The organism is Streptomyces sp. NPDC017202 (genome assembly GCF_044331705.1).
Classification (GTDB): Bacteria; Actinomycetota; Actinomycetes; order Streptomycetales; family Streptomycetaceae; genus Streptomyces.
Window position 1 is genome coordinate 46,043 of the sequence record NZ_JBIRNP010000007.1, and the last position, 23,167, is coordinate 69,209.

Sequence of the window (23,167 nt, forward strand, 5' to 3'; positions counted from 1 at the left end):
TCGTATGACCGAGCGTACCGCCGCAGGACGTGCCCGTACGGTCCTGCGGATGGGGGCCCGGCGCCCTTCGGGCCGACCTGGGACCCGCCGGCTGCGGGTCGACCTGAAGCCGTTGTCTACTGAGCGTCCGGGCCCCACCCGGGTCACACCGCCCCGACCGGCCGGAACGTTCTCTCGTCCTGGTGCGGCGCCGCGCCTGGCTCCCGGTGGCGACGCGCCGGTGCGGCACACCGTCCCTGACCCAGCGGCGCACCGGCGAGTGCGCGGACGTTCCCCGGCGGGGCGTCCGGTGGTGGACCCGGCCGAACCTACCGGCCCCCCGCGGTCGGCTGTCAACAGCCGACCGACCTGCGACTCTTCGGGTAAGGCCCTGGTCAGCGGGCAGGCGGCGACTCTCGCGGGACGCCGTGCGGACGGGTGATCTTCGACGCCGCGCCCCGGCGGATCACTCGCCCGGCCTCGCGAACACCGTCCGTCCGCCGACCACCGTGCGCAGGCATCGGGGCAGGTCGGTGCCGGGCGTGAGGTCGGGCAGGCCGGGAGTGCCCGAGCGGGGGTCGGTGGACCAGCGGGCGACCCGGTCGTCCGGGGCCTGCACGACGAGGGCGCCGGTGCGCCAGACGGCGTAGTCGGCGGGGGCGCCCGGCACCAGGACACCCGCGTCGTCGCGTCCGACGGCCCGCCAGCCGCCCCGGGTGTGGGCGGTGAAGGCGGCACGCACGGAGATCCGGTGCTCGGGCGTGCGGTGGAAGGCGGCGGCACGGACGGTGCCCCACGGGTCGAGGGGGGTCACCGGGCTGTCGGATCCGAAGGCGAGGGGCACGCCGGAGCGCAGCAGGGCGGCGAACGGGTTGAGGGCGCGGGCCCGCTCGGCACCCAGGCGCTGGGCGTACATGCCGTCCTCGCCTCCCCACAGGGCGTCGAAGGCGGGCTGGACGGAGGCGGTCAGGCCGAGTTCGGCGAAGGCGGCGATCGTCTCGGGGGTGAGCATCTCGGCGTGCTCGACGCGGTGGCGGGCGGCCCGCACGCGGGCCAGGCCCACCTTCTCCGCCGCCGCGCGCACACCTTCGACGACGGCGGTGACGGCGGCGTCGCCGATGGCGTGGAAGCCCGCCTGGAGGCCGGCCTCGGTGCAGTCCGTGACGTGCGCGGCGACCGCGGCGGCGTCCAGGTAGGCGGTACCGGTGTGGGCGGCGTCGCGGTACGGGTCGTGCAGACAGGCGGTGTGGGAGCCGAGGGCGCCGTCGACGAAGAGGTCCCCGGCCGCGCCGAGGGCGCCCAGCGCGCGTGCCTTGTCCACGTCGCGCTCCGCCCAGTAGCCGACGACCCGCGGGCCCGGTTCCTCGGCGGCCAGCCGCAGCAGGGCGGTGAAGTCGTCCTCGGAGGAGATCTCGGGGCCGGCGCACTCGTGGACCGAGCCGATACCGAGCGAGGCGGCGTGCGCCAGGGCGGCCCGCTGGGCCTCGGCACGCTGGGCCGGCGTCACGGCTGCGAACGCCGCGGCGCGGACGGCGTGGTGGGCGCCGGCGGTGAGCGGGGCGTCGCCCGGCCCGTCCGTCGCGCCGACGTCCGGGGTCATCTCCAGCAGGGCCGTGGTGACGACCGCGGAGTGGACGTCGATGCGGGACAGGTAGAGGGGCCGTCCGCCGGTGGCCTCGTCCAGTTCGGCGCGCGTCGGGGGGCGGCCGCCGGGCCAGCGGGCGGCGTCCCAGCCGTGGCCGAGGAGGACCGTGTCCCGCGGCCGGGCCGCGGCGAAGTCCCGCACCCGGGCGAGGGCCGCCTCCAGGGAGGGCGCGGCCGACAGGTCGAGGCCGGTCAGGGCGAGGCCCGTGGAGGTGGTGTGGACGTGGGCGTCGGTGAACGCGGGGGTGACCAGGGCACCGTCCAGGTCGACCACCTCGTCGACGCCGTCCGCGAAGGCGTCAGCCGCGCCCTCGGAGCCGACCCAGGCCACCTGGCCGCGCTCGACGACCATCGCGGTCGCGAACGGGTCGGCGGGACTGTGGACCTCTCCTCGGCGGAGCAGGACGGTCTTCGGGTCGGGGGTGCGCTCACTCATGGCACCAGTCTCGTACCTCGCCCCGGCCGCCCGGCACGGGGGACCCCCTCGTACCGGGGGCACGAGCTCATCCGCGCGGGACCGTCGCACCCGGGTGCCGGTGCGTGGGGTCCGTCCGGGGCGGGACCCTCGTACCTGGGCGCCGGTGCGTGAGGTCCGTCCGGGGCGGCGGTCCTCAGATCCGGGGCGGGCGGGCCTCGTACGGGGTGGACAGCACGACCGTGGTGCGCGTGGAGACGCCCGCGAGGGCCCGCAGCCGGCCCAGCAGCTCCTCCAGTTCGTGCGGGGTGGCCACCCGCACCTTGAGGATGTAGTTCTCGTCGCCGGCCACGCTGTGACAGGCCTCGATCTCGGGCACTCCGGCGAGCCGGTCGGCGATGTCGTCGGGCGCGCTGGGGTCGAAGGGTTTCACCGAGATGAAGGCGGTCAGGGGCAGCCCGACGGCCTCGGCGTCGACGACGGCCGCGTACCCCCGGATCACGCCGCGCTGTTCCAGCCGGCGCACCCGCTGGTGCACGGCCGACGTGGACAGGCCCGTGGCCTTGCCCAGGTCGGTGTAACTCATCCGCCCGTCCTTGACGAGCAGCTGCACGATCTGTCGGTCCAGCTCCTCCATGGCGCAAGAACTTACAGGGCGCGCGATCTCTTCGTATACGTATACAGCCCAGGCCATACCGGTTCGTGATGTGACGGACGGGACGAGCCGACCGGCACCTGCGCATGGCATGTGACCAACACCACAGCCCGTGCGAAGTCTTCGTGATGGTCCCGTGATTACCGCCGCGAAGGGCTGGGAAGTGCTTGCTGTGGTCGAGGCCGCAGTGCCTGAACGGCCCAGCCCGAGGGGGAGAATCCCATGCAGAGCCTTAAGCGTCCTGGTCGTACCGCGCCCAAGCGGTTCCAGCCCACCGTCGTCGAGTCCGAGCCGGAGGGCGTCGAACCCGACGGCTACGACGGCCTCGACGACGAGAGCGGCGACCACTCCTACGAGTTCGACGCCTACGACACGTTCGAGATGTACCGGGTGATCTGCCCGGACTGCGCGCAGCCCATCGCCCTGCTGGCGGACGAGGAGATCCTGCCGGAGCACGCGCTGTGCGCCTCCCCGTGGAACCCGTTCGGGCTCACGGTCTGCGCCGGAACGGGCCGCGCGGCGACCGAGGCCCGTCCCGCGGACGAGTCGGTGGAGCCCCAGGAGCAGGAGACGGCACTGCTGTTGACGCTCCCCCAGGGACTGGACTGGCGCATGCAGCCCTTCTCGCACGTCGGCGGACCCGCCTCGCGCCCGATCCGGGTGCCGGCACTGCGCCGCCACGCCGCCTGAGCGCCTCCGCCCGACGCCCCCGACCGACCCGCGCCACGGCCCGCATCCCGGCCGTGGCCCGTGATCGGCACACCCGGAGCAGTCAAGTGCCGCTCAAGCACGAGCATGTGACGGCGAGTCGGTGAGCGGTCGCGTCAACGCGGGCCGCACCGGGGGCACATCCCGAACTCACGCACGAGGGCGCGAGCCGTGACCTGGCGTCGCGCGCTCGCGTTGCCCTGGTATGACCCCCACCTATCAGGCGTCCGGGCGTCACCGCCAACTGTCCGTCCCGGCCCCCGTGTCGGCGAAATCGGTTCCGTCGGCTCCGCCGCCGCCCTCGCAGGACCCGCCGATCTACCGCGACATGATGCGTGCCTGGGCCGACCGGGGCCGCACCCTGCCCGGCCGGCGGGACCCGGAGTGGGTGCGGCTGGCCGCACCGCTGGTGCGGCCGGGCCAGTTCAGCGGGTCTCCGGACCCAGCAGCTGACGGGCGATGACCATGCGCTGGATCTGGTTCGTGCCCTCGACGATCTGCAGGACCTTGGCCTCGCGCAGGTAGCGCTCGACGGGGAAGTCGGCGGTGTAGCCGTAGCCGCCGAGCACCTGGACGGCGTCCGTGGTGACCTGCATGGCCGCGTCGGTGCAGTGCAGCTTGGCCATGGCCGCCTCGCGCACGAACGGCCGTCCGGCGTCGCGCAGTCGTGCCGCCGCGAGGTACAGGGCCCGGCCCGACTCGACCCGGGTCGCCATGTCGGCGAGCAGGAAGCGCAGTCCCTGGAAGTCGGCGATCGGCCGTCCGAACTGCCGGCGCCCGGTGGCGTGGGCGACCGCCTCCTCCAGGGCGGCCCGGGCGACACCGACGGCACAGGCGGCGATGCCGAGCCGTCCGGAGTCCAGGGCGGCGAGGGCGATCGCGAAGCCCTGGCCCTCGTCGCCGATGCGCAGCGCGTCGGGGATCCGCACCCCGTCGAAGTGGACCTGGGCGGTCGGCGAGCCCTTGAGCCCCATCTTCCGCTCCGGTGGCGCGGCGCTCAGCCCCTCGGCGTCACCGGGCACCAGGAACGCGGTGATCCCGCGGGCGCCCTCGCCGCCGGTGCGCGCCATGACGGTGTAGAAGTCGGCGACGCCCCCGTGGGTGACCCAGGCCTTGGTCCCGTCGACGACCCAGCCGTCGCCCTCCCGGACGGCCCGGGTGCGCAGTGCGGCCGCGTCGGAGCCGGAGGCGGGCTCGGAGAGGCAGTAGGCGCCGAGTTGCCCGCCGCCCAGCATCGCGGGCAGGCGGGCGGCCCGCTGAGCCTCGGTGCCGTGGGCGGCGAGGGGGTAGGTGGCCAGGGTGTGCACGCTGACGCCGAGGCCGACGGTGAGGCGGGCGGCGGCGAGTTCCTCGAGGACCTGGAGGTAGACCTCGTACGGCTGGTCTCCGCCGCCGTACGCGGACGGGTAGGGCAGGCCGAGGAGGCCCGCTTGGGACAGGAGGGTGAACAGCGCGCGCGGGAAGCGTCCGGCGTCCTCCTCCGCGGCGGCGCTCGGGGCGATCTCGCGGCGGGCGATGTCCTGGACGAGGGCGAGCAGGTCGCGGGCCTCCTGCGTGGGCAGGAGGCGGTCCACGGGCGGTGCTGCACGGTCGGGCATGACCCCACTCTCCTCCTCGGGCCGGTCGGCGGCCCGGCGCGGTGAGTATGCACGCGGCGGGCGGCGGCCGCACGGCCCGGGCGGAGGCGGTCGGTCCGCACCACTGACCGAACCGGTCTGGTCCTCTCGCGCTCTCGGCGCCGCGTTACCGCGCCCGCCCCGCCGCCGAGTCCGTCGACGGGGCCGCCGGCGCCTCGGACCAGCCGCTGCGCGGCAACTTCAACCAGCTGCGCGAGCCGAAGAAGAAGAAGAAGAAGCGCCCCGGCCTCAAGGCCCTGTGGTCCTTCAGCGATTGGACCTGGTCGGGCGGCTTCGGCGAGGCCGCCCGGAACCCGGCCGCGTTCGCCCGGTCCTGCCACGACCTGGTCGAGAACTCCCGGTGGGCCGACGTCTTCGACGGCATCGGCATCGGCATCGGCATCGGCGGGGAGTACCCGAACGCCTGCGGCGCCACCTGCGACACCAGCGGCCGGGCGGCCTTCAGGAACCTCGTGCAGGCGCTGCGCGCGCGGTTCGGCACCGGGAACCTCGTCACGGCGGCCATCACCGCCGACGCCACGGCGGGCGGCCCGGCCGCGGGAACGTACGGGCGGGGACGCCGCAGGCGGTGAGCCGATCAAGGCCATCGACCAGTTGGTCCCGCACGGGCACTCGGGGCGGAGGACCACGGGTCCTCGCCCCGGGGGCGGTTCAAGGGTCGCGCCGGGCCGGCTCCGGGGCCGGGAAGGCGGCGTCGAGTTCCTCGACGGCGCGCAGGGCGCCGCCCAGGGTCTTCACGAGGAGGTCGCGCATGGTCTCGCGGGAGAGTTCGGGGCGGCCGATCCAGTCGAGGGTGGCGCCCTCCACGCTGCACACCCAGGACAGCAGGCCCATGCGGGGCAGCGCCGGGATGTCGCTGCGGCCGTAGGCGCCCTCGGCGATGGCGGCCACGATCGCCTCGCGCACCCCGTCCCGGATGGCGTGCACCTCGGTGTCGAAGCCGACGCCACCGCTGACGATGGTGCGGTAGGCGGCCTGGTGGTGCTCGGCGAAGCGCAGGTAGCCGTCGATCGTGCGGTGCACCCGGTCCACCTGGGGCAGTTCCATGCCGCTCGCCGCGAAGGAGACCAGGTCGGCGACGGAGTCCTGGATGATCGCCAGGTAGTAGCCGCGCTTGGACCGGAAGTAGTAGTAGATCAGTCCCTTGGCGACGTGCGCCTGCCGGGCGATGTCGTCCATGGAGAGCGCGTCGTAGGACGTGTCGGCGAACAACCTGCGCCCGATGGAGATGAGTTCGGCGCGACGCGCCAGTGAGCGTTCGGTGCCGCGGGCCTGGGGACGGGACGCGTCACGCTGCTGACTGATGTTCAATGTCGACCCTGGCTCCAACACTCGGCGGGACGACGTCAGTATGTCAGGTCGAACCGGGCCCGGGCGCCTCGGGACCGGAGCGCGGACGGCGCTCCCGCGCCGGCGTCAGACCAGGCCCAGCTGGGTCACGAGCATCGCCACGACGACGACCAGGGTCCACCCCATGACGTGCTCGAAGATCTTCGGACCGTCGTCCTCGGGCCCACCGGTACGGGTGCGGGCGGCGGCGGTTGCGGCGTGTGCGGTCATGGTCTCTCGCTGACGGTCGTGCGTGCGGTGGACGGCGGACTTCCCCCGGTCCGTCCACCTTGCCACCGTGCGGGGCTTTTGCGGTCGAGAGCTTGCTCACACGCGGACGGCCCCCGCCGTGACGGGGCCGCCACGACGGGGGTTGCCGGTGTGCGGGTCGGGGCTCAGCGCACCCCGACCGCCGCGAGCGCCCTGCGCTGGAGCGCGCTCGGACGTGCCGGGAAGTAGAGGTAGCAGACGCCTCCGGTGCCCGACGCGACCTTGCCGCTCGCGTTGTACCGCTTGGTCCGCAGCCAGATGTTCTCGAACTCCCGCCGCCGGTAGACGCGCCGCACCGCCGGATCGCTCGGCGAGGCCGGGTCGTTGGCGATCACGTCGCCGTCCGCGGTGAAGCCGATCACGGTCATCAGATGGCCGGAGGTGCCGTACCCCGCGCCCGTCAGCTCCTCCTTCAGGAAGGACTGCGACGTGATGGCCGGGATGCCGGCCGCGATCAGCGTCTCCAGGTCGGTGAGGGAGCCGAGCCGGGTCACCACGCCCTGGAGGCCGTCGAACGTGGCGGCGTAGGCCGCGTTGAACGGCCAGTTGCCGCAGCCCCGGTACTGGTGGTCGAACGTGTGGCGAGCCGCGTGGCACACCTGCGGGTCGGCGTACGCGGGGTCGACCCAGGCCAGTTGCTCCGGTGTGAGGCGGCCGCCCCAGTACTCGATGATCATCTGCGAGGAGGTGGGGCTGCACCAGGCCTCGCCGCCGTTGTCGTACTCGGGGTACTGACCGGCGTGGATCTCCTGCGAGTAGCGCGGGACGACCAGTTCCTGCGCGAGGCCCGGCACCGAGGCCGGGACGGTGAAGCGGTCCGGGACGTCGGAGCCCGTCGCGCCCACCCGCCACACGGTCGGGGTGAGCTTCGTACCGGGCCTGCGGTGGAGGGTCAGGCGCAGCCGGTACGACGTGAGGCGCAGGCCCGTGGCCGCGTCGTCGACCGCGAGGGTGTCCGTCCACACGGTGCTCCTGCCGTCGGTCTGGCCGTCGACGGAGGTCCGCTTGATGTCCTGGTCCCCGGCGGCCCACCGGCCCATCACGTACCAGGGGGTGTGCGTGCCGTCGGAGTAGCCGGCCTTCACCTCGACCTGGAGCCAGGTGCCGGCCGGTGTGCCGGCGTTCCAGGAGGCGATCGCCTCGGTGGCGGGGACGGCGAACCGGTGGACGGGAGAGGTCCAGGTCGCGTACTCCCAGGCGGCGGTGGTGCCGGTGTGCGGGTCGGTGTAGTCGGTGGTCCCGGCCGGGGTCGAGAGGACCAGCCCGGGCCGGGCGCCGGCGACGGCGCGGGTGCCCGCGGCGGTGCCGGAGCGCCAGTCGGTGTACGTCGTCCAGGAGTGGTACTCCACGGGGCGGTCCGGGGCCGCGCCCGGCCCCGCTTCCGGTGCTGTGCCCGGTGCCGCGTCCGGGCCCGCGGGCCCGGTCGGAACGGCGGCCTCGGCCACCGCGGGGGCCGCGCCGCCCGCCACGGCGGCGACGACCGCGGCGGCGAGGAGCGTCCTGCGGGACGGCTGGTCGGTTCGGTCGGAGAGCTGGTCGGCCCTCCTGGACGGCTGTTCGGCTCTGCTCATGAGCGAAAGACTCCCAGGGTGTCCGGGTCGGAGCGGGTCCGGTGTGCGGTGTGCGGTGTGCGGTGTGCGCCAACTATGGCGGGAGGGGGGCGGACCCGCCAGCACTTCCGCCCGTGCCGCGCCCGGCAATATGGGTCTGGTCCACTGGCGTGACCTGCGGAAGGTCGGTTCCGCGCCGCTAGACTTGCCCGGCCCGCCACCGCCACGCCACCGCCACCGCCACCGCCAGGAACCGTCATCCGCCAGCTCGCCTCCCGGCTCCGCAGCCTGCCGCCGTCCTGCGGCCCGGTCCGCCTGATCGGCGTCGACGGGCACGCCGGCTCGGGCAAGTCCACGTTCGCGGGACGGCTGGCCGAGGCGGCGGGCGGGGCACCGGTGCTGCGCCTGGACGACATCGCGACCCACGACGAGCCGTTCGCGTGGACCGGGCGGCTGCTGGCCCAGGTGATCGAGCCGCTCGGCCGCGGCGAGACGGCGCACTACGCCCCCTACGACTGGCGCGTCCGCGGGTTCGGTCCGCCCCGCCCGCTTCCCCCGGCCCCCGTGATCCTGGTCGAGGGGGTCGGTGCCGGCCGCCGCGCCCTGCGGCCGTACCTGGCCCACCTGCTGTGGATGGAGCTGCCGCGGGAGGAGGCCTGGGCTCGTGGGCGGTGCCGGGACGGGGAGGACCAGCGGGAGTTCTGGGACGGATGGGTCGAGGCGGAGGAGCGACATTTCGCCGGGGACCCGTCGCGGCCGTACGCCCACGCTCTGGTACGGCAGCTGCCCGAGGGGTACGAGGTGCTCCCGGGGCCCGCGGGAACGCGCTGAGCACACCACCACGTCACGCAGGGTGAGAGGTCGCCTGCAATGTGGTGAAAGCGTGAAGGGCCTTGCGTTCGAACTCCGCCAAGTGCTTCAACTCGGCTTGACCGACGGCCCGTACAGGACTTACGTTCTCAATGTGCGGCATGGGAAGCCGCCCCGCAGTCGCGAAGCCCCCGGTTGTTCCCCCGTGATCGGGGGCTTCGTTCTGCCCGCGCGCCCCTTCGGGGCCGTTTCGTGGACGCGCCGTGACGCCGTTCGCTCACCCAGGGTCACCGTGTGACGGTGCGCCCCCTCTGCTCCCACCTCGCCGAACGGGCCGTGCGGCACCCTACGGCGAGGCACTCCCCCGCAGGTACGATGCCCTCGGTGCGACCTACGGGCGACTGCTGCGCGCACCTGGCAACTCCGGTCCGCGGCACAGCGGTTCGACCATCGCAGCCGATGGGCTCCGGCCCGGTGGCATACCGACGGGGGCACGGTTCGTGGGGGACGTGATGGACTTCGGCACGCGGGGCCCCGAGGCCCCGGCCGACCTCGCCTGGCTGCGAGGTGTGGACGCCTACACCATGGGCGCGTATCCGCAGGCGGAGGAGGAGTTCCGCGCCGCGGTGCGGATCGATCCCGGCATGGCCGACGGCTGGCTGGGACTGCACGCGCTGCGCGTCGACACGACGACCGCGCTGCTCAGGATGTTCCGGCACCGCGACCGCTTCGGCGAACAGCGCACCCGGCACCGCCGCACCCTCAACTCCTGGTACTGGCTGGGCTGGTGGGTGCAGCCCGTGCTGGAGAGCCCCCGCGACCTGCTCCTCGCGCACGCCTCGCACTGGCTGGACGGCCGGCACGTGCCCGAGCTGGACCGGGCACTGGCCGGCCTCCCGCCCGTCGACGCCGACCACCACGTCCGCTTCCTGCACGCCTGCCGCGCCTATCTGGTCAAGGACTGGGAGCAGCTCGTCCGGCACACCGACCCGCTCCTCGACGACCCCCTCCTCGGTATCGAGGCCGGTCTGTTCGGCGGCATGGCCCGGGTCCGGCTGGAGACGTACGGGCAGGCCGAGCCGCTGCTGTCGACGGCGCTCATGCGCTGCCGCAGCGAACAGCCGCAGCGCAAGGAGTTGCGGTACTGGCTGGCCCGCGCGCACGAGGGCACCGGCCGTTCCGCCGCCGCGCTCCCCCTGTACCGGGCCGTGCACCGGGTCGACCCCGCCTTCATGGACACCTCGGCCCGGCTCGCCGCGATCGCCGAGGGCGACGGCTACGACGACACGGGCGACCTGGCGTCCATCACCCTGGCCGGAGTCGGTCAGGACGTCGGGGACGGGGCGGACGTCCTGGACCCGCTGTTCGGCACCGAGGGCCGGGACCTGAAACTCGGCGACCCGTCCGACCTGCCGCCCGTGGGTCCCGTCCCGACGGTGCCCGACCCGGCCGTGCGCGCGAAGACCGTCGTGCCCTCGGTCCTGCCGGCCGGTCCCACCGACCCGGCGTTACTGGAGGAGGCGCTCACCGAGCTGGAGCGCATGGTGGGTCTGGAGCCGGTGAAACGGCAGGTCAAGGCCCTTTCGGCGCAGCTGAACATGGCCCGGCTGCGGGCCGGCCAGGGGCTCCCGGTCCAGCCGCCGAAGCGGCACTTCGTCTTCTCCGGCCCCTCCGGAACCGGCAAGACCACGGTGGCCCGCATCCTCGGCCGCGTGTTCTACGCCCTCGGTCTGCTCGGCGGCGACCACCTCGTGGAGGCCCAGCGGGCCGACCTCGTCGGCGAGTACCTGGGCCAGACCGCCGTGAAGGCGAACGAACTGATCGACTCCGCGCTGGGCGGCGTCCTGTTCGTGGACGAGGCCTACTCCCTGTCCAACTCGGGCTACGGCAAGGGGGACGCGTACGGGGACGAGGCACTGCAGGTGCTCCTGAAGCGGGCCGAGGACAACCGGGACCACCTGGTGGTGATCCTGGCCGGCTATCCCGAGGGCATGGACCGGCTGCTCGCGGCGAACCCCGGTCTGTCGTCCCGCTTCACGACCCGCGTCGACTTCCCGTCGTACCGGCCCCTCGAACTCACCTCGATCGGTGAGGTGCTCGCGGCGGACAACGGGGACGTGTGGGACGAGGAGGCCCTGGACGAACTGCGGTCGATCGCCGGGCACGTGGTGGACCAGGGCTGGATCGACGAACTGGGCAACGGGCGGTTCCTGCGGACCCTGTACGAGAAGAGCTGCGCCTACCGGGACCTGCGGCTGTCGACCTACCCGGGGACCCTGACCCGGGATGACCTGTCGACACTGCGGTTGCCGGACCTGATGCAGGCGTACGGCGAGGTCCTCTCGGGACGGGGGCCGCAGGACCCGGCCTGAGGCCCGGCCGCGCGGCACCGGCCGCCGGGCGGGCGCGTGCGACCACCCGCCCCCGGCGGCCGGACCGGCTAGGGTCTTTCGTTTGGATCAGGCCGGATCAGGGAGCGGGGCCTGGTGCCGTGCATCGCAAGGCGGAGGAGGGCGCCATGGCGGAGCCATGGCAACCGACGACAACGCGGCGAAGGGCGGCACCAGGCCCCGCGAGCCCGGCATGATCCAAACGAAAGACCCTAGGTCGCCATCACCACCTCGGGGTAGTCCCGGTGGGCGGGGTCCGTGACCTCGCCCACCAGCAGCTCCAGGACGTCCTCCAGGGCGACCAGCCCGAGCACCCGGCCCGAGGCGTCCGCGACCTGCGCCAGGTGCGTCGCCGCCCGCCGCATCACCGTCAGCGCGTCGTCCAGCGGCAGTTCGGAGCGGAGCGTCGTCATCGGGCGCCACACCTGCTGGGGCACCGCCCGGTCGGACTCCTCGAGGTCGAGGACGTCCTTCACGTGGAGGTAGCCCATGAAGGCGCCCTTCTCCGCGGCGACGGGGAAGCGGGAGTAGCCGGTGCGGGCGGTGAGGGCGACGATCTGCCCGGGAGTGACCGACGGCGGGACCGTCACCAGCGACTCGCGCTTGAGCAGGACGTCCGTGACCGGGCGGGAGCCAAGCTCCAGCGCGTCCTCCAGCCGCTCCTGCTCCTCGGGATCGAGCAGGCCGGCCTGACCGGAGTCCTCCACCAGCCGGTTGAGCTGCTCGCTCGTGAAGACGGCCTCGACCTCGTCCTTGGGCTCGACGCTGAAGAGGCGCAGGATGCCCTGGGCGCAGGCGCCGAGGGCGACGGTGACCGGCCGGCAGAGACGGGCGAAGGCGACCAGACCGGGGCTGAGCCACAGCGCGGCCTTCTCCGGGGCCGCCATGGCGAGGTTCTTCGGGACCATCTCGCCGACGACGAGGTGGAAGAAGACCACGGCCGCCAGGGCGATGACGTAACCGAGCGGGTGGATCATGCCGTGCGGCAGGTGGATGCCCTCGAAGACCGGCTCCAGCAGGTGCGCCACCGTCGGCTCGGCGACGGCACCCAGGGTCAGCGAGCACACGGTGATGCCGAACTGGGCGGCGGCCATCATCTGCGGCAGGTGTTCCAGACCGTGGAGGACCTGGCGGGCCCGCGCGGTGCCCAGCGGCTCGATCTGGCTGCGGCGGACGGAGACGAGGGCGAACTCGGCGCCGACGAAGAAGCCGTTCGCGAGCACGAGGAGGCCGGCGAAGAGGAGTTGGAGCACGCTCATCGGGCGACCTCCACGACCACTCCGGTGCGGACGATCCGGACCCGCTCGGCCCGGTAGTGGCCGACGCGGCGGACCGACAGCCGCCAGCCGGGCAGCTCGGCCCGGTCGCCGACGGCCGGGATGCGGCCGAGCAGGTCGGCGACGAGCCCGGCGACCGTCTCGTACGGTCCCTCGGGCACGTCGAGGCCGATGCGCCGGAGCGTGTCGACGCGGCAACTGCCGTCGACGTCCCAGGCGGGCCTGCCGTCCTCGGGCGGTGCGGCGGCCAGTTCGGGGGTGTCCAGGCCGTCGTGCTCGTCGCGGACCTCGCCGACGATCTCCTCGACGATGTCCTCCAGGGTCACCACGCCGGCCGTGCCGCCGTACTCGTCCACGACGACGGCGATGGGCTGCTCGCTGCGCAGCCGGGCCAGCAGGGGCCGCACGGGCAGGGTTTCGGGGACCAGCAGGGCCGGGCGGGCGATCCGGCCGAGCGGGGTGCGCAGCCGGTCGTGGACGGGGACGGCCAGGGCGTCCTTGAGGTGGACCATGCCGACGACCTCGTCGATCTTCTCGCGGTAGACGGGGAAGCGGGACAGGCCGGTGGCGCGGGTCAGATTGACCACGTCCTCGGCGGTGGCCGACGCCTGGAGGGCGCTGACCTTCACCCGCGGGGTCATCACGTGCTGCGCGGTCAGCTCGGCCAGGGACAGGGTCCGCACGAAGAGGTCGGCCGTGTCCTGTTCGAGCGTGCCGGCCCGGGCGGAGTGCCGGGCCAGGGAGACCAGTTCGCCGGGGGTGCGGGCGGAGGCCAGTTCCTCGGTGGGTTCGACGCCCAGGGCGCGCACGAGCCGGTTGGCGACCGCATTGAGGCCGGCGATGACCGGCCGGAACAGGCGGGCGAACGCGTGCTGCGGGCCGGCGACGAATCGCGCGACCTGGAGGGGCCGGGAGACCGCCCAGTTCTTCGGCACGAGTTCACCGATCACCATCTGCACGGCGGAGGCCAGCAGCATGCCGATGACGACGGCCACCCCGGAGACGGCGCCCTCGGGGACGCGGATCGCGGTGAGGGGGCCGCCGAGCAGCTCGGCGAGTGCCGGTTCGGCCAGCATGCCGACGACGAGGGAGGTGATGGTGATGCCGAGTTGGGTGCCGGAGAGCTGGAAGGACAGCTCCTTGAGCGACTCGACGACCGTACGGGCCCGTCGGTCGCCCTCGGCGGCGGCCTTCTCGGCCTCCTGGCGCTCGACGGTGACGAGCCCGAACTCGGCGGCCACGAAGAAGCCGTTCGCGAGGATGAGCAGGAAAGCTGCTGCCAGGAGCAGCAGGGGGATGGTCATGAAGCCGCCGCCTCCGCTTCGGAGGGGGCGGCGCAGGTACTACAGGACGAACCGTCCATCGCCGGAGAGGGTCACTCCTCGGGTAGCAGGACCCCCCGTGCGCCCGGCAGGGCACGACGGGGGTGGAGGCGCAAAGGGGACGCCTCCGTCACCAGATTAATCAAGACAGGGGCTCCAGCGGCAGGGTGGACGCCCCCGAGTCAGCCCTGATCCCGCTTCGCGTCAGCCCTGATCCGGGTCGGGGCCGTGCACGGACCGGGCGTCCACGAGGCTGCGCAGGGCGCGCGCGTGGGCGATGGCCTGCTGCTTGTCGATGCCCGGCTGGATGCCGAGCGCGGGCAGGCTGGTGCCGTCGCTGAGGTCGAGGAACACCCAGGGGTCGCCCTGCCGGAGGTTCACCTGGAGGATCTCGGCCCACTCCAGGCGCCGCCTGCTCGCGATGTTCACCACGGTGACGCCGGAGTCGTCGGCGACGACCCTGACCCGGGCGAGCTGGGCCGGCACCCAGAAACAGAGGGCGCCGGTGAGGACGAAGCTGAGCCGCTCCCCCGGCCCGAGCTCCAGCAGCAGGGCGATGGCGGAGATGACGAGGAAGAGCACCGCTCCGGCCGAGAGGAGCACCGCGCGGGTGCGGCTCGGCCGGAAGGTGACGGGGAGCGTGGGCTGGTCGGACATCTTCCCGGGGTTCTCAGAGGCGGCAGGCGTGGATGGCCGTGGTGAGGATGGCGCGGGCGCCGATGTCGTACAGGTCGTCCATGATGCGCTGGGCCTCCTTGGCGGGGACCATGGCGCGGACGGCGACCCAGCCCTCGTTGTGCAGCGGGGAGACGGTCGGCGACTCCAGGCCGGGGGTGAGCGCGACGGCCTTCTCCAACTGCTCGACGCGGCAGTCGTAGTCCATCATCACGTACGTCCGGGCGACCAGGACGCCCTGGAGGCGGCGCAGGAACTGCCGCACCTTGGGTTCCTCGCCGTCGGCGCCGGTGCGGCGGATGACGACGGCCTCGGACTTCATGATGGGCTCGCCGATGACCTCCAGGCCCGCGTTGCGCAGGGAGGTGCCGGTCTCGACGACGTCGGCGATGACCTCGGCGACACCCAGCTCGATGGCGGTCTCGACGGCGCCGTCCAGGTGGACGACGGAGGCGTCGATGCCGTGGTCGGCGAGGTGCCTGGCGACGATCCCCTCGTAGGAGGTGGCGACCGTCATGCCCTTGAGGTCCTCGACGCCGCCGGCGGTGCCGGGCTTGGTGGCGAAGCGGAAGGTGGAGCGGGCGAAACCGAGCGGGAGGATCTCCTCGGCGTCGGCGCCGGAGTCGACGAGCAGGTCGCGGCCGGTGATGCCGATGTCGAGGCGGCCGGAGGAGACGTAGATCGCGATGTCGCGGGGGCGGAGGTAGAAGAACTCGACCTCGTTCTCCGGGTCGACGATCCGCAGTTCCTTGGACTCGCGGCGCTGCTGGTAGCCGGCCTCATGCAGCATCTCCCCCGCAGGTCCGGACAGGGAACCCTTGTTGGGGATGGCGATGCGCAGCATGAGGTCGGCTTCCTTCGCGTGGTGTGGTTCGGGGGTGGCGGGCGGGGCTCACAGGTGGGCGTAGACGTCGTCCAGCGAGATGCCGCGGGCGACCATCATCACCTGGACGTGGTACAGCAGCTGCGAGATCTCCTCGGCTGCGGCGTCCTTGCCCTCGTACTCGGCGGCCATCCAGACCTCGGCGGCCTCTTCGACGACCTTCTTGCCGATGGCATGGACCCCCTTCCCGACCAGTTCTGCGGTGCGGGAAGTGGCGGGGTCGCCGTCGGCGGCCTTCTGCTGGAGCTCGGTGAACAGCTCCTCGAACGTCTTCTTGGACATGGTGGTCCCACCCTAGCCGTTGTCCGGGCCGGCCTACCGCCAGGGTTCGGATACTGAGCGCAGGGTGGCCGCGGTCGCCACCGCCGCCGTCACCGCCTCGTGTCCCTTGTCCTCGGTGGAGCCCTCGATGCCGGCCCGGTCCAGGGCCTGCTCCTCGGTGTCGCAGGTGAGGACGCCGAAGCCGACGGGCACGCCGGTGTCGACCGAGACCTGGGTCAGGCCCTGGGTGACGCCCTGGCACACGTACTCGAAGTGCGGGGTTCCGCCGCGGATGACGACGCCGAGGGCGACGATCGCGTCGTAGCCGCGGCCCGCGAGGACCTTGGCGACCACCGGGAGTTCCCAGCTGCCGGGGACCCGGAGCAGGGTCGGCTCGTCGATGCCGAGGTCGTGCAGGGCGCGCAGGGCGCCGTCGACCAGACCGTCCATCACCTTCTCGTGCCACTGCGCCGCGATGACGGCGACCCTGAGGTCACCCACGTTGCGTACGGACAGCTCCGGTGCACCCTTGCCGCTCACGTCTCTCCTTCGTGCCGTGCTTACTGGTTGCCGCAGGGGGACACGGGGGCCGTGTCCAGCCAGGGCAGGTCGTGTCCCATCCGGTCCCGCTTGGTGCGCAGGTAGCGGATGTTGTGCTCGCCCGCCTGGACGGGCATCGGTTCGCGGGCGGCGACCTCGATGCCGTGCCGGGTGAGCGCGTCGGTCTTCTCGGGGTTGTTCGTCATCAGCCGTACGCTGCGCACGCCCAGGTCGTCGAGGATCCGGGCGCCGGCCGCGTAGTCGCGGGCGTCGGCGGGCAGGCCCAGCTCGAGGTTGGCGTCGAGGGTGTCCCGGCCGCGCTCCTGGAGTTCGTACGCCCGGAGCTTGGACAGCAGGCCGATGCCGCGGCCCTCGTGTCCGCGCAGGTAGACCACGACGCCCCGGCCCTCGGACTGGATGCGTTCCAGGGAGGTGTCGAGCTGGGGGCCGCAGTCGCAGCGCGCGGAGCCGAAGACGTCCCCGGTGAGGCACTCGGAGTGGACGCGGACGAGGACGTCCTTGCCGTCGCCGATCTCGCCGTGCACGAGGGCGACGTGCTCGACGCCGTCGACGGTGGAGCGGTAGCCGTACGCGGTGAAGGTGCCGTGGACGGTGGGCAGCCGCGTCTCGGCCTCACGGCGGACGGTGGGCTCGGCGGTGCGGCGGTAGGCGATCAGGTCCTCGATGGAGATGATCGTCAGGCCGTGCTTGCGGGCGAAGGGGATCAGCTCGGGCAGGCGGAGCATCCGGCCGTCCTCGCCGGCGATCTCGACGATGGCGCCGGCCGGGCGCAGGCCCGCGAGCCGGGCGAGGTCGACGGCGGCCTCGGTGTGCCCGTTGCGCACGAGGACGCCGCCGGGCCTGGCGCGCAGCGGGAAGACGTGGCCGGGGCGGACGAGGTCGGTGGGCCGGGTGGTGCCGTCGGCCAGGAGCCGCAGGGTGGTGGCGCGGTCGGCGGCGGAGATGCCGGTGGTCACGCCGTGCGCGGCACAGGCGTCGACGGAGACGGTGAACGCGGTCTTCATCGACTCGGTGTTGTCCGCGACCATCTGCGGGAGTTCGAGCCGGTCGAGTTCGTCGCCCTCCATGGGGACGCAGATCAGCCCGCGGCACTCGCTCATCATGAAGGCGACGATCTCGGGGGTGGCCTTCTCGGCGGCGATGACGAGGTCGCCCTCGTTCTCGCGGTTCTCGTCGTCGACGACCACGACCGGGCGGCCGGCGGCGATGTCGGCGACGGCCCGCTCGACCGGGTCGAGCGCGAAGTCCTCGACGCCGTCGGGGGTGTGGAGGACGGGTGCCGTGCTCATGCGGGCGCTCCTTCCAGGGCGGGCCGCGGACCCCTGCGGGAGCGCAGCCACCAGTCGCGCATGCCCCACAGGACGAGCGCGCCGTAGATGACGTAGACGAAGCCGGAGAAGGCGTAGCCGTTGGCGAAGTTCAGGGGGACGCCGACGAGGTCGACGAGGAGCCAGGCGAACCAGAACTCGACCATGCCCTTGGCCTGGGCGTACATGGCGACGACGGTGCCGACGAAGATGTAGGCGTCGGGCCAGGGGTCCCAGGACAGGGTGGGGTAGGCCGTGAACAGGAGCGCCACGGCGACCGTGCCGCCGGCGGCGGCGCCGGTCATGGCGGCGCGCTCGCGCCAGGTGGCGAAGCGCGGGGTGATGTGGCCGTCGGCGGAGCCGCTCCGGTCGCGGTTCCACTGCCACCAGCCGTAGAGGGCGACGGCCATGACGACGGCCTGCTTGCCGGCGCTGCCGGTGAGGTGGCCGAAGAAGGCGCCGAAGAGGATGAGGCCGGAGAGGAACTGCACCGGCCAGCTCCAGATGGACCGGCGCCAGCCGAGTGCGAGTGCGGCCAGTCCGAAGATGTTGCCGATCATGTCCGACCAGAGGATGTGCTGGTCGAAGAGGACGAAGGCCTCGGAGTTCAGGGAGTTCACTTCGCCGCTCCGTCGGTGGCGGCCATCAGGCGCTCCACGTACTTGGCGACGATGTCCACCTCGAGGTTGACCGGGTCGCCGGGCTGCTTGAGGCCGAGGGTGGTCAGGTCGAGGGTGGTGGGGATGAGGCTGACGGTGAAGTGGTCGGATCCGGCCTCCACGACCGTGAGGCTGATGCCGTCGACGGTGATGGACCCCTTCTCGACGACGTACCGGGCGAGGTCGGCGGGGAGGGCGATCCTGACGATCTCCCAGTGCTCGGAGGGCGTGCGCTCCAGGACCTGTCCGGTGCCGTCGACGTGGCCCTGCACGATGTGGCCGCCGAGGCGCGCGCCGACGGCGGTGGGCCGTTCGAGGTTGACGCGGGAGCCGACGGTGAGGGCTCCGAGGCTGGACCGCTTCAGGGTCTCGGCCATGACGTCGGCGGTGAACTCGTCGCCCTCGTGTTCGACGACGGTGAGGCAGACGCCGTTGACGGCGATGGAGTCACCGTGCTTCGCGCCGTCGGTGACGACGGGGCCGCGGACGCGGAAGCGACAGGCGTCGTCGAGGTTCTCGACGGCGGTGATCTCGCCCAGTTCTTCGACGATTCCGGTGAACACTTCCCGGGTCCTCCTGCCTCGTGGGGCACGGACTCCGGGGCCTGTCGATGACGACAGAGTGAAACGGGTGAGGACACCGAGGGGCGACGCCGGACAGACCCGTCCGCGGACGGGTACGGATACGGCGGCGCGCACGAATGCCCGCCCGCCGCGCACTGCCTCCCATCCGGACTTTAACCGTCGGTCCAGGAATTTCACCTGGTCAACCGGCCGCTGGAAGCGGTCGGGTCGCGGACTGTAACCGCCGGTTCGGAATTTCACCGACCCCGGAGTGCGCTGCTTTAGGTACAGGGTCAGTGTGCCACGCCGGGTACGCGTCCATGCGGGTGACGTCTGTGGAGTGGCTCACAGGGAGGCGCGGGGACATCCCGGCCGGGCCGCCCGGCGCCCCGGCCCTCGACCGGGGCACCCCCTCTCCGGATTGGTCCATACCTATTGACGCACTGGTCTAGTCCTCTCTAGGGTCTGCGCAACTTCCGTGGAGAGGAACCGACTGTGCTGTCCCCCTCACGACACCGGGCGAGACCCGCGCTGCTCGCCGCCGCGGCGGCGGTGGCGGGCCTGCTGCTCGCCGGACTGCCGGCCACCGTCTCGAACGCCGCCGACCAGGAGTCCTGCCGTCCCGACGGCCTCTACGAGACGCCGGGCGCGGACGTCCCCTACTGCTCGGTCTACGACACGGCCGGCCGGGAGAAGATGGGCGCCGACCACCAGCGCCGGGTGATCGGCTACTTCACCGGCTGGCGCACCGGCAAGGACGGCACACCCGCCTATCTGGCCCCGGACATCCCGTGGGACAAGGTCACCCACCTCAACTACGCGTTCGCGCACGTCGACGGGTCCGGCAAGCTCTCCGTCGGCGCGGACGGCGCCGCCAACGCGGCGACCGGGATGACCTGGCCGGGCGTGGCCGGTGCCGACATGGACCCGGCACTCCCCTACCAGGGCCACTTCAACCTGCTCAACAAGTTCAAGAAGCAGCACCCCGACGTGAAGACCCTGATCTCCGTGGGCGGCTGGGCGGAGACCGGCGGCCACTTCGCCGCCGACGGCACCCGCGTCGGCTCGGGCGGCTTCTACTCCATGGCCACGAACGCGGACGGCTCGGTCAACCAGGCCGGCATCGACACCTTCGCGGACTCCGCCGTCGACTTCGTCAGGAAGTACGGCTTCAACGGTGTCGACATCGACTACGAGTACCCGACGACCATGAAGGACGCGGGCAACCCGCTCGACTGGTCCCTCTCCAACGCCCGCCGCGCCGGACTCGTCAAGGGCTACGCGGCGCTGATGAGGACGCTGCGCGAGAAGCTCGACCGCGCGGGCTCGGCGGACGGGAAGCACTACCTGCTGTCGGTGGCCGCGCCCTCGTCCGGATACCTGCTGCGCGGCATGGAGACCTTCCAGGTCCAGAAGTACCTGGACTACGTCAACATCATGTCCTACGACCTGCACGGCGCCTGGAACGAGTACGTCGGCCCGAACGCCTCCCTCTTCGACGACGGCAAGGACGCCGAACTCGCCGCGGCGGGCGTGTACTCGACATCGCAGTACGGCGGGATCGGCTACCTGAACACCGACTGGGCCTACCACTACTTCCGCGGGTCGATGCCGGCCGGCCGCATCAACATCGGGCTCCCCTACTACACCCGGGGGTTCAAGAACGTCACCGGCGGGACCGACGGGCTGTGGGGCAGGGCGGCCACGACCACCTGTCCGGCCGGGTCCGGCCTCACCAGGTGCGGGGACGGTGCCGTCGGCATCGACAACCTCTGGCACGACCTGGACACCGCCGGGAAGGAGGCGCCCGCCGGATCCAACCCGATGTGGCACGCCAAGAACCTGGAGAAGGGCGTCGTCGGGGACTACGTCACGCGCTACGGCTTCCCGGCCGGCACCCGGCTGACCGGCACGTACGCCCGCAGGTACGACGCCACGCTGGTCGCGCCCTGGCTGTGGAACGCCGAGAAGAAGGTGTTCCTGTCCACCGAGGACGAGCAGTCCGTCGCCGCCAAGGCCGACTACGTCGTCGACCAGGGCATCGGCGGCACCATGGTGTGGGAGCTGGCCGGTGACTACGGCTGGAACGCGGCCAAGGGGCAGTACGAGCCGGGGTCGACGCTGACCTCCACGATGTACGAGAGGTTCCGGTCGGCCGCGCCGTACGGCGCGAAGCGGTCGACGGTGGAGCTGCCGGCGGAGGCGCTGAAGATCGACGTGGAGTTCGGGCAGTTCCCGCTCGGCGACTCCAACTACCCGATCAGCCCCAAGCTCAGGATCACCAACAACACGTCCACGACCCTGCCCGGCGGCACCGAGTTCCGCTTCGACTACGGCACGTCGGCGCCCGGCAACGCCAAGGACCAGTCCGGCTGGGGCACTTCGGTGATCAGCAGCGATCACACGGGGAACAACGTCGGCGGCCTCAAGGGCGCCCACCACCGGGGCTCGCTGAAGCTGCCGGCCTGGCAGACGCTGGCGCCGGGCGCGTCGGCGGAGCTGGACTTCGTCTACCACCTCCCGGTGTCGACGCCCTCGAACTGGACGGTGACCTTCGGCGGACGGACGTACGCGCTGGCCGGTGACCTGGCGCGCGGCACCACGGTGGTGGAACCGGGGCCGTCGGCTCCGGCCAGTCCGAGCGCGAGCCCGAGTGCGAGTGCGAGCCCGAGTGCGAGCCCGAGCCCGTCCGGCAGCGTCTCCCCGTCGCCCTCCGGCGGGAGCGGGCAGTGCACCGTCCCCGCCTGGACCGCGACGGCGGAGTACGCCGGCGGGAGCCAGGTGTCCCACAAGGGTCACACCTGGCGCGCCCAGTGGTGGACGCGGGGCGAGGAGCCCGGCACCACCGGTGACTGGGGGGTGTGGCGGGACCTCGGTTCCTGCTGACCCCGTACGACCGGCCCGGTGGCGGTGACGACGGCCCTTGCCCGCCACCGGGCCTCTCCACGACCCGGCCCCCTGGAGAACTCAGCCGTCACGGCCTCCGAACAGCTCCGCCTGGGCGGACTCCCGTGCCGTCAGCAGTGCGCCGCGCAGTACCGCCGCGCCGCCCAGGGGGCTCGGGCGCACCTGGGTGGGGAGCGGCGCCATCCGCCGCAGCCGTCGCGCCACCCGGGCCGCGAGGATCTCGCCGCCGGCCCGGCCGACCTCCCCGCCGAGGACCACGCATCCGGGGTCGAGGACGGCGACGACGGAGGCGGCGCCGATGGCCAGCCGGTCGGCGAGGGAGTCGAGGAAGCGTGCGGAAGCGCCGGCGGAGTCGCTGTCGGAGGCGCTGCCGGGGGCGTCCCGGCCGTCGCCCGCGTCGGCATCCACCCGCGCCACCGCCGCCCGGACCAGGCCGGCCGCCTCCGGTTCGCCGGGCACCGGGTCCGGGGCCGGGCCCAGCCCGTGCTCCCGCGCCAGCGCCGCGACCGCCGCCGAGCCGGCCAGGGAGTGGAAGCCGCCCTCGCAGTCCGTGGCCGACGGCAGGCCGGTGGTGCCGGGGACCGGCAGGAAACCGATCTCGCCGGTGCCGCCGGAGGCCCCCCGGCGCAGGGTGCCGTCCAGGACGACGGCCGCGCCCGTGCCGTGGCCCAGCCACAGCAGCACGAAGGTGTCGCGGTCCCGGGCGACGCCCTCGCGCTGTTCGGCCAGGGCGGCGAGGTTGGTCTCGTTCTCGACGGTGACGCGGGCCGTGGGCAGCCGTTCCTGGAGGGCGGCCACCAGACGGCGGTGCCAGGCGGGCAGACCGGAGGAGTCGCGCAGTTCGCCGCTGGCGGGGTCGATGAGGCCGGGCGCGCCGATGCCGACGGTGTGCAGCCGGTCGGCCCCGGCCTCCTTCACGGCCCGTTCGACCAGGGTCACCGCCTGTTCCACGGCGGGCCCCGTGCCGATGTCGCCGCCGATGGGCACGGACGCCTCGGCGAGCACCCGCCCCACCAGGTCGGAGACGAGTACGGCGACGCCCTCGGTGCGGACGTCCAGGGCCGCCAGGTGGGCCCGGTCCGCGACGATGCCGTAGAGCCGGGCGTTCGGGCCGCGCCGCTGCTCCCCCGCCTCGCCCACGACCTCGATCAGGCCGGAGGCGGTGAGGCGTTCGACGAGGTCGGCGACGGTGGGCCGGGACAGGCCGGTGAGCTGTTTCAACTGCCCCGCCGTCAAGGGGCCTTCGTCCTGTAGGAGCCGCAGGGCGAGCCGGTCGTTGATGGCCCGGGCGGTGCTCGGGGATGCGGGCATGCGCGGAATCCTCCCATGGGCGCCGGAGCGTCACCCCGGACCGGCCTCTATTTA

Annotated in this window: 20 protein-coding genes, 1 pseudogene and 1 riboswitch; of the genes and pseudogenes, 5 read left to right on the forward strand and 16 right to left on the reverse strand. The window is 72.9% G+C overall.

Going from position 1 to position 23,167, the window contains the following annotated elements; all coding sequences use genetic code 11:
* Positions 1–445: 445 nt before the first annotated feature.
* Together ACH4N1_RS15990 and ACH4N1_RS15995 are read right to left on the reverse strand one after the other, a co-directional pair.
* A complete protein-coding gene (locus tag ACH4N1_RS15990; protein ID WP_398097605.1) occupies positions 446–2,059 on the reverse strand; it encodes an amidohydrolase in 1,614 nt (537 codons plus the stop codon).
* Positions 2,060–2,234: 175 nt separating this feature from the next.
* Positions 2,235–2,675: an Lrp/AsnC family transcriptional regulator gene (locus ACH4N1_RS15995; protein ID WP_363091426.1), complete on the reverse strand. Its 441-nt coding sequence runs from the start codon at positions 2,673–2,675 to the stop codon at positions 2,235–2,237.
* A 240-nt stretch (positions 2,676–2,915) separates the two neighbouring features.
* Here ACH4N1_RS15995 and ACH4N1_RS16000 point away from each other — a divergent pair, with 240 nt between their 5' ends.
* Positions 2,916–3,383 (forward strand): hypothetical protein, encoded by a 468-nt coding sequence (locus tag ACH4N1_RS16000; protein WP_398097607.1) that lies wholly within the window; start codon positions 2,916–2,918, stop codon positions 3,381–3,383.
* Positions 3,384–3,826: 443 nt separating this feature from the next.
* Here ACH4N1_RS16000 and ACH4N1_RS16005 read toward each other — a convergent pair whose 3' ends face one another.
* Positions 3,827–4,999, reverse strand: a complete 1,173-nt coding sequence (locus ACH4N1_RS16005; RefSeq protein ID WP_398097609.1) for an acyl-CoA dehydrogenase family protein — start codon at positions 4,997–4,999, stop codon at positions 3,827–3,829.
* Between the two features lie 149 nt (positions 5,000–5,148).
* On the opposite strand from ACH4N1_RS16005, the pseudogene ACH4N1_RS16010 reads away from it, so the two are divergent.
* Positions 5,149–5,568: pseudogene (locus ACH4N1_RS16010) on the forward strand (glycosyl hydrolase family 18 protein); the annotation flags it as partial.
* A gap of 121 nt (positions 5,569–5,689) precedes the next feature.
* Here ACH4N1_RS16010 and ACH4N1_RS16015 read toward each other — a convergent pair.
* The 3 genes from ACH4N1_RS16015 to ACH4N1_RS16025 form a co-directional block, all read right to left on the reverse strand.
* Entirely contained in the window at positions 5,690–6,349 is a 660-nt protein-coding gene (locus ACH4N1_RS16015; protein ID WP_398097610.1) for a TetR/AcrR family transcriptional regulator, read from the reverse strand.
* A 105-nt stretch (positions 6,350–6,454) separates the two neighbouring features.
* Entirely contained in the window at positions 6,455–6,598 is a 144-nt protein-coding gene (locus ACH4N1_RS16020; protein WP_366061586.1) for an SCO1431 family membrane protein, read from the reverse strand.
* A gap of 164 nt (positions 6,599–6,762) precedes the next feature.
* A complete protein-coding gene (locus ACH4N1_RS16025; protein WP_398097612.1) occupies positions 6,763–8,208 on the reverse strand; it encodes a peptidase C39 family protein in 1,446 nt (481 codons plus the stop codon).
* A gap of 237 nt (positions 8,209–8,445) precedes the next feature.
* On the opposite strand from ACH4N1_RS16025, the gene ACH4N1_RS16030 reads away from it, so the two are divergent.
* Positions 8,446–9,018 (forward strand): uridine kinase, encoded by a 573-nt coding sequence (locus ACH4N1_RS16030; protein WP_398097929.1) that lies wholly within the window; start codon positions 8,446–8,448, stop codon positions 9,016–9,018.
* Between the two features lie 491 nt (positions 9,019–9,509).
* Complete coding sequence (locus ACH4N1_RS16035; protein WP_398097613.1) at positions 9,510–11,369, forward strand: AAA family ATPase; 1,860 nt, start codon at positions 9,510–9,512, stop codon at positions 11,367–11,369.
* A gap of 230 nt (positions 11,370–11,599) precedes the next feature.
* Here the strand turns inward: ACH4N1_RS16035 and ACH4N1_RS16040 are convergent, their stop codons facing one another.
* From ACH4N1_RS16040 to ACH4N1_RS16080, 9 genes are all read right to left on the reverse strand, one after another.
* Positions 11,600–12,646, reverse strand: coding sequence for a hemolysin family protein (locus ACH4N1_RS16040; RefSeq protein WP_398097614.1), 1,047 nt, complete (start codon positions 12,644–12,646; stop codon positions 11,600–11,602).
* Positions 12,643–13,968 carry a hemolysin family protein gene (locus ACH4N1_RS16045; RefSeq protein WP_398097615.1) on the reverse strand — a complete coding sequence of 442 codons (1,326 nt, stop codon included), beginning with the start codon at positions 13,966–13,968 and terminating at the stop codon, positions 12,643–12,645. The genes ACH4N1_RS16040 and ACH4N1_RS16045 overlap by 4 nt, the downstream gene beginning before the upstream one ends.
* Before the next feature lie 222 nt (positions 13,969–14,190).
* On the reverse strand, positions 14,191–14,643 hold the full coding sequence (locus ACH4N1_RS16050; RefSeq protein WP_398097617.1) for a PH domain-containing protein: 453 nt from the start codon (positions 14,641–14,643) through the stop codon (positions 14,191–14,193).
* A gap of 13 nt (positions 14,644–14,656) precedes the next feature.
* Positions 14,657–15,505: an ATP phosphoribosyltransferase gene (hisG, locus tag ACH4N1_RS16055; protein WP_398097619.1), complete on the reverse strand. Its 849-nt coding sequence runs from the start codon at positions 15,503–15,505 to the stop codon at positions 14,657–14,659.
* Positions 15,506–15,553: 48 nt separating this feature from the next.
* Positions 15,554–15,826 (reverse strand): phosphoribosyl-ATP diphosphatase, encoded by a 273-nt coding sequence (locus tag ACH4N1_RS16060; RefSeq protein WP_356280403.1) that lies wholly within the window; start codon positions 15,824–15,826, stop codon positions 15,554–15,556.
* Positions 15,827–15,859: 33 nt separating this feature from the next.
* Positions 15,860–16,345, reverse strand: coding sequence for a 6,7-dimethyl-8-ribityllumazine synthase (ribH, locus tag ACH4N1_RS16065; RefSeq protein ID WP_398097621.1), 486 nt, complete (start codon positions 16,343–16,345; stop codon positions 15,860–15,862).
* 20 nt (positions 16,346–16,365) lie between these two features.
* On the reverse strand, positions 16,366–17,655 hold the full coding sequence (locus ACH4N1_RS16070; protein ID WP_398097622.1) for a bifunctional 3,4-dihydroxy-2-butanone-4-phosphate synthase/GTP cyclohydrolase II: 1,290 nt from the start codon (positions 17,653–17,655) through the stop codon (positions 16,366–16,368).
* The gene (locus ACH4N1_RS16075) at positions 17,652–18,293 is read right to left on the reverse strand and encodes a nicotinamide riboside transporter PnuC (RefSeq protein ID WP_382788033.1); all 642 of its coding nucleotides are present in this window, start codon (positions 18,291–18,293) and stop codon (positions 17,652–17,654) included. Before ACH4N1_RS16075 ends, ACH4N1_RS16070 begins: the two co-directional genes overlap by 4 nt.
* On the reverse strand, positions 18,290–18,895 hold the full coding sequence (locus ACH4N1_RS16080; RefSeq protein ID WP_398097623.1) for a riboflavin synthase: 606 nt from the start codon (positions 18,893–18,895) through the stop codon (positions 18,290–18,292). Before ACH4N1_RS16080 ends, ACH4N1_RS16075 begins: the two co-directional genes overlap by 4 nt.
* Positions 18,896–19,043: 148 nt before the next feature.
* A riboswitch (FMN riboswitch) is annotated at positions 19,044–19,174 on the reverse strand.
* Positions 19,175–19,390: 216 nt separating this feature from the next.
* Here ACH4N1_RS16080 and ACH4N1_RS16085 point away from each other — a divergent pair.
* The gene (locus ACH4N1_RS16085) at positions 19,391–21,781 is read left to right on the forward strand and encodes a chitinase C-terminal domain-containing protein (protein WP_398097624.1); all 2,391 of its coding nucleotides are present in this window, start codon (positions 19,391–19,393) and stop codon (positions 21,779–21,781) included.
* An 81-nt stretch (positions 21,782–21,862) separates the two neighbouring features.
* On the opposite strand, the gene ACH4N1_RS16090 is transcribed toward ACH4N1_RS16085, so the two are convergent.
* A complete protein-coding gene (locus tag ACH4N1_RS16090; protein WP_398097625.1) occupies positions 21,863–23,113 on the reverse strand; it encodes an ROK family transcriptional regulator in 1,251 nt (416 codons plus the stop codon).
* Between the last annotated feature and the right edge of the window lie 54 nt (positions 23,114–23,167).

What these genes read in the sequence shown, in the direction of transcription:
- hisG (WP_398097619.1), bottom strand. Translation starts at nt 15,505, where the DNA reads ATGCTGCGCATCGCCATCCCCAACAAGGGTTCCCTGTCCGGACCTGCG.
- ACH4N1_RS16070 (WP_398097622.1), bottom strand. Translation starts at nt 17,655, where the DNA reads ATGAGCACGGCACCCGTCCTCCACACCCCCGACGGCGTCGAGGACTTC.
- ACH4N1_RS16090 (WP_398097625.1), bottom strand. Translation starts at nt 23,113, where the DNA reads ATGCCCGCATCCCCGAGCACCGCCCGGGCCATCAACGACCGGCTCGCC.
- ACH4N1_RS16045 (WP_398097615.1), bottom strand. Translation starts at nt 13,968, where the DNA reads ATGACCATCCCCCTGCTGCTCCTGGCAGCAGCTTTCCTGCTCATCCTC.
- ACH4N1_RS16050 (WP_398097617.1), bottom strand. Translation starts at nt 14,643, where the DNA reads ATGTCCGACCAGCCCACGCTCCCCGTCACCTTCCGGCCGAGCCGCACC.
- ACH4N1_RS16060 (WP_356280403.1), bottom strand. Translation starts at nt 15,826, where the DNA reads ATGTCCAAGAAGACGTTCGAGGAGCTGTTCACCGAGCTCCAGCAGAAG.
- ACH4N1_RS15990 (WP_398097605.1), bottom strand. Translation starts at nt 2,059, where the DNA reads ATGAGTGAGCGCACCCCCGACCCGAAGACCGTCCTGCTCCGCCGAGGA.
- ACH4N1_RS16040 (WP_398097614.1), bottom strand. Translation starts at nt 12,646, where the DNA reads ATGAGCGTGCTCCAACTCCTCTTCGCCGGCCTCCTCGTGCTCGCGAAC.
- ACH4N1_RS16000 (WP_398097607.1), top strand. Translation starts at nt 2,916, where the DNA reads ATGCAGAGCCTTAAGCGTCCTGGTCGTACCGCGCCCAAGCGGTTCCAG.
- ACH4N1_RS16005 (WP_398097609.1), bottom strand. Translation starts at nt 4,999, where the DNA reads ATGCCCGACCGTGCAGCACCGCCCGTGGACCGCCTCCTGCCCACGCAG.
- ACH4N1_RS16020 (WP_366061586.1), bottom strand. Translation starts at nt 6,598, where the DNA reads ATGACCGCACACGCCGCAACCGCCGCCGCCCGCACCCGTACCGGTGGG.
- ACH4N1_RS16025 (WP_398097612.1), bottom strand. Translation starts at nt 8,208, where the DNA reads ATGAGCAGAGCCGAACAGCCGTCCAGGAGGGCCGACCAGCTCTCCGAC.
- ACH4N1_RS16035 (WP_398097613.1), top strand. Translation starts at nt 9,510, where the DNA reads ATGGACTTCGGCACGCGGGGCCCCGAGGCCCCGGCCGACCTCGCCTGG.
- ACH4N1_RS15995 (WP_363091426.1), bottom strand. Translation starts at nt 2,675, where the DNA reads ATGGAGGAGCTGGACCGACAGATCGTGCAGCTGCTCGTCAAGGACGGG.